The sequence below is a fragment of the Agrobacterium tumefaciens genome (genome assembly GCF_031801495.1).
Taxonomy (GTDB): domain Bacteria; phylum Pseudomonadota; class Alphaproteobacteria; order Rhizobiales; family Rhizobiaceae; genus Agrobacterium; species Agrobacterium tumefaciens_K.
The window spans coordinates 705,453-713,398 of record NZ_JAOEGC010000001.1 but is presented as its reverse complement, the minus strand read 5'-3'; the positions used below and the strand labels follow the sequence as shown (position 1 = coordinate 713,398).

The 7,946-nt window shown below is 58.4% G+C and carries 7 protein-coding genes; all 7 read right to left on the bottom strand.

The genetic code is table 11. The annotated features are described in order from the left end of the window. Positions 1 to 382: 382 nt before the first annotated feature. The 7 genes from glpK to N7578_RS03345 all read right to left on the bottom strand — a co-directional run bounded on the left by glpK (position 383) and on the right by N7578_RS03345 (position 7,920). Positions 383 to 1,879, bottom strand: a complete 1,497-nt coding sequence (gene glpK, locus N7578_RS03375) for a glycerol kinase GlpK (RefSeq protein WP_311108891.1) — start codon at positions 1,877 to 1,879, stop codon at positions 383 to 385. 69 nt (positions 1,880 to 1,948) lie between these two features. Continuing rightward, positions 1,949 to 3,670 carry an ABC transporter substrate-binding protein gene (locus N7578_RS03370; protein ID WP_311108890.1) on the bottom strand — a complete coding sequence of 574 codons (1,722 nt, stop codon included), beginning with the start codon at positions 3,668 to 3,670 and terminating at the stop codon, positions 1,949 to 1,951. A gap of 75 nt (positions 3,671 to 3,745) precedes the next feature. After that, positions 3,746 to 4,027, bottom strand: a complete 282-nt coding sequence (locus N7578_RS03365; RefSeq protein WP_311108889.1) for a DUF2160 domain-containing protein — start codon at positions 4,025 to 4,027, stop codon at positions 3,746 to 3,748. 15 nt (positions 4,028 to 4,042) lie between these two features. Then, positions 4,043 to 4,870 carry a carbohydrate ABC transporter permease gene (locus N7578_RS03360; protein ID WP_311108888.1) on the bottom strand — a complete coding sequence of 276 codons (828 nt, stop codon included), beginning with the start codon at positions 4,868 to 4,870 and terminating at the stop codon, positions 4,043 to 4,045. A gap of 14 nt (positions 4,871 to 4,884) precedes the next feature. Beyond that, positions 4,885 to 5,751, bottom strand: a complete 867-nt coding sequence (locus tag N7578_RS03355; RefSeq protein WP_311108887.1) for a sugar ABC transporter permease — start codon at positions 5,749 to 5,751, stop codon at positions 4,885 to 4,887. Between the two features lie 3 nt (positions 5,752 to 5,754). Further along, positions 5,755 to 6,825, bottom strand: coding sequence for an ABC transporter ATP-binding protein (locus N7578_RS03350; protein WP_311108886.1), 1,071 nt, complete (start codon positions 6,823 to 6,825; stop codon positions 5,755 to 5,757). A 12-nt stretch (positions 6,826 to 6,837) separates the two neighbouring features. Beyond that, positions 6,838 to 7,920 (bottom strand): ABC transporter ATP-binding protein, encoded by a 1,083-nt coding sequence (locus tag N7578_RS03345; protein ID WP_311108885.1) that lies wholly within the window; start codon positions 7,918 to 7,920, stop codon positions 6,838 to 6,840. Between the last annotated feature and the right edge of the window lie 26 nt (positions 7,921 to 7,946).

Sequence of the window (7,946 nt, the reverse complement as noted above, 5' to 3'; positions counted from 1 at the left end):
CTGTTGGCGGGGGTCAGGACTTCGAGCTTCGACATGATGGTTCTCCGTAAGATTGATGAGCCGATAGCGGCGGGTTGAAACGTCGTCGCGAGGGTTGACCGGCGAGTCGCGTCTGTTGTCCGGTGTTTCCGTTGCGTCTCTGTTGGAACTATATCTAGCCCGATCAGCAGCAGAACAAAATTGCAATAATAATTGAGATTGAATTGCGATTATTGAAATAATAAAATGCAGACACAAAGGGTCTTGCGACTTTCCCGCCTGAACAGTTAGACGAAGCCTCATAGGCGCGCCAGGCATGAAAGCGCAGTTGTCGACGCTCCCCTGCCTGCCACCAGTCTACCATACCTTTTTTACGCCGCTTATGACGGCACCGCTCGTCCCATCATGCCGGGCGCGAAAGGCAGCGGCTCACACTGTCCCGCCATCCGGCGATGGCCTGCTCACGCTGTTTTTCATCCATGTCCGGCGTAAAGCGCCGGTCGCGCTTCCAGTGTGCGGCAAACGCTTCGCGATCGGGCCATATGCCAGCACGCGATGCCGCGAGCCACGCCGCTCCCAGAATGGTCGTTTCGAGAAAAACGGGGCGATCCACGGGGGCGGCAAGAACATCCGCAAGCCGCTGCATGGTCCAGTCTGACGCAACCATGCCGCCATCGACTCTGAGAACCGTCTTGCCTTTATCGCCCGCCCAGTCGTTGCGCATGGCTTCGAGCAGATCGAACGTCTGATAAGCCACGCTTTCCAGCGCCGCACGGGCAAATTCTGCCGGTCCCGTGCCGCGCGTCAGGCCGAAGATTGCGCCTCGCGCCTCCGCATCCCAATAGGGCGCACCAAGGCCGGTGAAGGCAGGAACGAGATAGACCCGCTGATTGGGATCGGCCTTTTCCGCGAGCGCGCTCACCTCCGAGGCAACGGAGATGAAGCCAAGCTCGTCGCGCAGCCATTGCACCGCGGCGCCTGCGATGAAGATCGAGCCTTCGAGCGCATAGGTCGTGACACCATCGAGACGATACGCAATCGTCGTCAACAAGCGGTTCGTGGACGCAACGCGGTCCGTACCCGTGTTGAGCAAGGCGAAGCAACCGGTGCCATAAGTCGATTTCATCATGCCCGGCTCAAAGCAGGCATTGCCGATCACGGCAGCCTGCTGATCCCCTGCGACACCGAGGATCGGAATTTCAGCACCGAAAAGCGCCTTATCCGTGATACCGAAATCAGCGGCGCAGTCCAGAACCTCCGGCAGCATGGAGCGTGGAATATCGAGGATCGATAAAAGCTCGTCGTCCCAGGCGTTCTCTTCGATATTGTAAATAAGAGTCCGTGACGCGTTGGTCGCATCCGTAACGTGGCGGCGACCACCGGTCAGCCGGTAAATCAGAAAACTGTCGATCGTCCCGAAACATATCTCGCCTCTGGCCGCCTTTTCGCGCAGACCGCTCACGCTGTCGAGCAGCCATGCGAGCTTCGTACCGGAGAAATAGGGATCGAGAAGCAACCCGGTTTTTTTCGCAAAAAGTGGCTCCAGCCCGCGCTTTTTCAGATCCTCGCAAACGGGTGCAGCACGACGATCCTGCCAGACCACGGCGCGGTGAACGGCTTCACCGGTGTTCCTGTCCCACAAGACAGTTGTTTCACGCTGGTTGGTGATGCCGATCGCCTCGATATCGGATGCAGCGATACCAGCGTCGGCAAGCGCCAGACGGATCGTTTCGACCACGCTGTTCCAGATGTCTTCCGGTTCGTGCTCCACCCAGCCGGATGCCGGAAAATGCTGCGGAAATTCTCGCTGCCCGACCCCGATGACCCGCATATCACGATCGAAAACCATTGATCGCGTCGATGTCGTTCCCTGGTCGATTGCCAGAATATATCCGCCCATCATGTCACTCCCTTTCATATGCAATGACCGGGGCAGCAAGCCGCCCCGGTTAGAATCTAACGTCAGAAATTACTTCTGCCAGCTTTTGACCAGTTCGTCATAATTGACGGTGACCGGCTTTTCCTTTTCGTCGGCGATCTTCAGCTGCGGAGCCAGATTGCCCTTCGAAACGGCGTCCTTGTTCCAGTATTCGAGATCGTGCTCTTCGGCCAGCTTCGGACCGATATCGCCCTGAACCTTGGCGCGCTCGAGACGTTGCAGAACCTTCTCCTGCTCGGCGCAAAGCGAATCCATGGCTTCCTGTGCAGACTTCGCGCCCGAGGACGCATCACCGATCGCCTGCCACCAGAGCTGTGCCAGCTTCGGATAGTCAGGGATGTTCGTGCCGGTCGGCGACCACTGAATGCGGGCGGGCGAACGATAGAACTCGATCAGACCGCCCAGTTTCGGCGCCCGCTCGGTAAACGACTTGTGGGCGATCGAGGATTCGCGGATCAGCGTCAGGCCGACATGGCTCTTCTTGACGTCGACGGTTTTCGAGGTGACGAACTGCGCATAGAGCCATGCAGCCTTGGCGCGGTCGTCAGGCGTGGACTTCAGAAGCGTCCATGAACCAACGTCCTGATAGCCGAGCTTCATGCCGTCCTTCCAGTAAACGCCGTGCGGCGACGGGGCGAAGCGCCACTTCGGCGTACCGTCCTCGTTCACGACAGGCAGGCCCGGCTTGACGAAGTCGGCGGTGAACGCCGTATAGGTGAACATCTGTTGGGCGACTTCACCCTGCGAAGGAACCGGCCCCGATTCGGAGAAGGTCATGCCCTGCGCGGCGGCCGGCGCGTAAGCCTTCAGCCATTGCAGATACTTTTCAATCGAATAGACCGCAGCAGGACCGTTCGTATCGCCGCCGCGCGCGACGCATGAGCCGACCGGCCGCGAATTCTCATCGACCTTGATGCCCCATTCGTCGACCGGCTTGCCGTTCGGGATGCCCTTGTCGCCGTTGCCGGCCATGGAGAGCCAGGCGTCTGTGAAACGCCAGCCGAGCGACGGGTCCTTCTTGCCGTAGTCCATGTGGCCATAGACCTTCTTACCGTCGATCTCGCGGCCGGTGAAGAACTCGGCAATGTCTTCGTAAGCAGACCAGTTGACCGGAACGCCGAGGTCGTAACCGTACTTCGCCTTGAAGTCCGCCTTGTTCTTCTCGTCGTTGAACCAGTCATAGCGGAACCAGTAGAGGTTCGCGAACTGCTGGTCGGGCAACTGATAAAGCTTGCCGTCCGGAGCGGTCGTGAAAGACTTGCCGATGAAGTCGTCCAGGTCGAGGCCAGGATTGGTGACGTCCTTGCCTTCGTTCGCCATAAAGTCCGTGAGCGAGCGTGCCTGCTGGTAGCGCCAGTGGGTGCCAATCAGGTCCGAGTCGTTGACATAGGCGTCGTAGATATTCTCGCCCGACTGCATCTGTGTCTGCAGCTTTTCGATAACGTCGCCTTCGCCGATCAGGTCATGGGTGATCTTGATGCCCGTGATGGCGGTAAAGGCTGGTGCGAGAACCTTCGATTCATACTCATGGGTTGTGATCGTTTCGGAAACCACCTTGATATCCATGCCGGCAAAAGGCTTTGCCGCATCGATGAACCACTGCATTTCCTTTTCCTGATCAGCGCGGGTCAGCGTCGAAAGCTCGCCGACCTCCTTGTCAAGAAAGGACTTTGCCTCGTCCATACCGGCATAGGCGGAACCCGCCATCGCCAGCAGAACTCCTGCTGTTGTCGCTAATAGATGCCTTCGCATAATATCCTCCCAAGGTTTGCGATTGCAGTCTTAACGTCAGGCGGCCGGTCGCCCGGCCATCTGTATCCTCCCGGCCTAGACGTAACGGAACACGCCGATGGCGTAGACCACCGCAAGGCCAAGTGCCCACCACAGGTTGGGTCCTACGAAACCCAGCCATGCAAGATGAATGAACGCCGCACCAAGCAGCGAAATGAAGAGACGATCCCCACGGGTGGTCTCCAACCGCAGGATGCCGACGCGCGGCGAACCGCCCGGCGCCAGATATTCCCAGACGCCCATACCGACCAAAAGGACAAGGATCGTCAGAAAGAACAGGGCTGTCGGCAATGTCCACGCCATCCAGGAAAAGTTCATGTCCAGTCTCCCTTGTCAGACGCGACCGAGCGCGAAGCCCTTGGCGATGTAGTTGCGGACGAAATAGATGACGAGCGCACCGGGAATGATGGTCAGTACGCCAGCCGCAGCGAGCACGCCCCAGTCCATGCCGGACGCCGACACCGTGCGGGTCATGATGGCCGAGATCGGCTTTGCCGCGGTCGTCGTCAGCGTACGGGCAAGCAGCAGCTCGACCCACGAAAACATGAAGCAGAAGAACGCGGCGACGCCGATCCCGGACGCAACCAGCGGCATGAAGATGCGAACGAAGAAACGCGGAAACGAATAACCGTCGATATAGGCCGTCTCGTCGATCTCCTTCGGCACGCCTGACATGAAGCCTTCGAGTATCCACACGGCCAACGGGACGTTGAACAGGCAATGCGCCAGCGCGACGGCAATATGCGTATCGATCAGCCCGAACGCGGAATAAAGCTGAAAGAAGGGAAGCGCGAAGACGGCAGGGGGAGCCATGCGGTTTGTCAGCAGCCAAAAGAACAGGTGTTTGTCGCCCAGGAACCGGTAACGCGAGAAGGCGTAAGCCGCCGGAAGCGCGGCAAGCACCGAAATCACCGTATTCAGGGCGACGTAGGTGATCGAATTGATGTAGCCCCGATACCAGGACGGATCCGTGAAGATCACCGTGTAGTTTCTGAGCGTCGGATTGATCGGCCACAGCGAGAACGTACCGGTAATCTCGGCATTCTCCTTGAAGCTCATATTGACCAGCCAGTAGATCGGCAGCAGCAGGAAGAGGATATAGATCGTCGAAACGACCCAGGAATAATTACCCGCAGGCTTGAACTTGATTGTCTGTGCCATGGTGCTCCCCTCTCTCACGCGTTCTCGTCGCCGCTGGTCATCACGGTGTAGAAGACCCATGACAGCAGCAGGACGATGAGGAAGTAGATGATCGACATGGCGGCCGCTGGCCCGAGGTCAAACTGGCCCACAGCCATCTTGACGAGATCGATCGACAGGAAAGTCGTCGAATTGCCTGGCCCGCCGCCCGTCACGACAAAGGGTTCGGTATAGATCATGAAGCTGTCCATGAAGCGTAGCAGCACGGCAATCAGCAGCACACGTTTCATTTTCGGCAACTGGATGTAGCGGAAAACGGACCAACGCGATGCGCCGTCGATCTTCGCCGCCTGATAATAGGCGTCGGGGATAGACACAAGGCCTGCGTAGCAGAGCAGCACCACGAGGCTCGTCCAGTGCCAGACATCCATGACGATGATCGTCACCCAGGCGTCGACCGGATCTCGGACATAGTTATAGTCGAGCCCGATCGCCGCCAGAGAACGCCCCAGCAACCCGATATCGACACGGCCGAAGACCTGCCAGATGGTACCCACCACGTTCCACGGAATGAGCAGAGGCAGCGCCATCAACACCAGGCAGACGGGAACACCAATCCCCTTTTTCGGCATATTGAGAGCAATGAAGATGCCGAGCGGGATTTCCAGAAGCAGGATGATGATCGAGAAGACCAGATTGCGCTGTAAAGCTTCCCAGAACCGGTCCGAGTGCAGGGTCTGCACGAACCAGTCAGCTCCCGCCCAGAAGAATTCATTGTTCCCGAACGTGTCCTGCACCGAGTAGTTGACCACGGTCATCAGCGGGATGACCGCCGAAAAAGCAACTAGCACGAGAACCGGCAGCACCAGAAACCAGGCCTTGTTGTTCCAGGTCTTGTTCATCGCTCAGCCCTCCCTACCGATGCGCCAGGAATCCGCGTAGATGCTGATGGCGGACGGATCGAAGGTGACACGCGCCTCAGCGGGTATTTCGGCGTCCTCCGGCACCACGATTGCAATTGCCTGCCCTGCGAACGTGGCCCGAACGATCTTCTGCCGTCCGATATCCTCGACCCTGTTGATCGTGACCGGCATTCCTTCACGGCCGATCCGCACGAATTCCGGCCGTATGCCGAGTTCGGTCCTAGCACCGGCATTCGTCTTCGGAGCGTAGTCGAGCGACAGCGTCTCGTTGCCGAGCTTGACCCTGTTGCCATCGAGCATCGCCGGTATGACGTTCATGCCCGGCGAGCCGATGAAATACCCGACGAACGTGTGGCTTGGTCGCTCGAACAGTTCGGCGGGCGTGCCGATCTGCACGATCTGCCCGTCATACATCACCACGACCCTGTCCGCGAAGGTCAGGGCTTCCGTCTGGTCGTGCGTCACATAGACCATAGTAAAGCCGGACTGGCGATGCAGCCGCTTCAACTGGGAGCGTAGCACCCATTTCATATGCGGATCGATAACCGTCAGCGGCTCGTCGAAAAGAATGGCATTCACATCCGAGCGCACCAGCCCGCGTGCCAGCGAAATCTTCTGCTTCTGGTCGGCGGTCAACCCGCGGGCCCGGCGTCCGGCCATGCCGCCCAGATCCGTCATCTCGAGAATTTCACGAACACGCCGGTCCACGTCCGCTTCCGGAACATGCCGATTTCGCAACGGAAAGGCCAGATTATCGTAAACCGTCATCGTGTCGTAAACGACCGGGAACTGGAAAACCTGGGCGATGTTGCGATCTTCCGTGGCGAGATCGGTGACATCCGTTCCATCAAAGGCGATCCGCCCTTCTGATGGGCGGATGAGGCCGGATATGATGTTGAGCAAGGTTGTCTTGCCGCAACCGGAAGGACCGAGAAGCGCATAGGCACCGCCATCCTCCCATTCGTGGTGAACTTCCTTCAGCGCGTAATCGCCTGCGGCCTGCGCCTTGGCGCTATAGGCGTGGCGGATATGATCCAGCGTGATGCGTGCCATAATCGCCCCTCCTCAAACCTGACCGACGGGTGCAGCACCGATGGCGCGACCGTTCATGTCGAAGGCCATCAGGTGTTGCGTGTCGAGAAACAACTCTATTTCACGGTCCGGCTCGATATCGTGAATGCCCTGCGCCAGCATCACCCACCGCTGTCCGGCAAAGTCGATGTGCACGAAACTTTCCGATCCGGCGATTTCCGAAATCAAAGTCCGCGCCCTTATCGATTGCGAGGCATGCCCCTTCGAGGTCGGGAACAGATGATGCGGCTGGAAGGCGATCGTCATCGGCCCATCAGGAATGGTTGAAAGGTGGACAGGAACGGCAATGACCGGACGGTCTGATCGCATGAAACTGCCATTGGCCTTGTGCACCTCTATCGTATTCAGGGGCGGATCGGCAAAAGTACTGGCCGTGACAATATCGACCGGACGGCGATACACGTCGATGGTCAGCCCGAACTGTGTCATCCGTCCTTCGCTCAGCGTTGCCGTATTGCCGCCAAGCAGAAGCGCCTCGGATGGCTCGGTCGTGGCGTAAACGAAGATCGCCCCGGATTCAGCGAAGATGCGTGGCAATTCAAGACGCAATTCCTCACGCAGCTTGTAATCGAGGTTGGCGAGCGGCTCGTCGAGAAGCACCAGATTGGCGTTCTTGACGATGGCACGAGCCAACGCCGTTCGCTGCTGCTGGCCACCGGAAAGATTGAGCGGCGTGCGATCCAGATAAGGGGTAAGCTTGAGAAGATCGGCTGCCTTGCGCACTTCCCGGTCGATGGTCGCGTGATCCTTGCCAGCCACCCGCATGGGCGAGGCGATGTTTTCGTAAACAGTAAGAGCCGGATAATTGATGAACTGCTGGTAGACCATGGCGACGTTGCGCTTCTGCACCGGCCGACCGGTCACATCCTCGCCGTTGAAGAAGATCGCACCGCCGCTTGGACGATCCAACCCCGCCATCAATCGCATGAGCGTGGTCTTTCCGGATAGCGTTGGCCCCAGAAGCACATTCAGGCTTCCACGCTGCAACGTCAGATCCGTCGGATGAATATGATATTCTCCGCCAACCGTCTTCGACACATTCCGCAATTCAAGCATCTAGACCCAAAGCCTCCTCAAGCCTT

What these genes read in the sequence shown, in the direction of transcription:
- glpK (WP_311108891.1), bottom strand. Translation starts at nt 1,879, where the DNA reads ATGGGCGGATATATTCTGGCAATCGACCAGGGAACGACATCGACGCGA.
- N7578_RS03370 (WP_311108890.1), bottom strand. Translation starts at nt 3,670, where the DNA reads ATGCGAAGGCATCTATTAGCGACAACAGCAGGAGTTCTGCTGGCGATG.
- N7578_RS03365 (WP_311108889.1), bottom strand. Translation starts at nt 4,027, where the DNA reads ATGAACTTTTCCTGGATGGCGTGGACATTGCCGACAGCCCTGTTCTTT.
- N7578_RS03360 (WP_311108888.1), bottom strand. Translation starts at nt 4,870, where the DNA reads ATGGCACAGACAATCAAGTTCAAGCCTGCGGGTAATTATTCCTGGGTC.
- N7578_RS03355 (WP_311108887.1), bottom strand. Translation starts at nt 5,751, where the DNA reads ATGAACAAGACCTGGAACAACAAGGCCTGGTTTCTGGTGCTGCCGGTT.
- N7578_RS03350 (WP_311108886.1), bottom strand. Translation starts at nt 6,825, where the DNA reads ATGGCACGCATCACGCTGGATCATATCCGCCACGCCTATAGCGCCAAG.
- N7578_RS03345 (WP_311108885.1), bottom strand. Translation starts at nt 7,920, where the DNA reads ATGCTTGAATTGCGGAATGTGTCGAAGACGGTTGGCGGAGAATATCAT.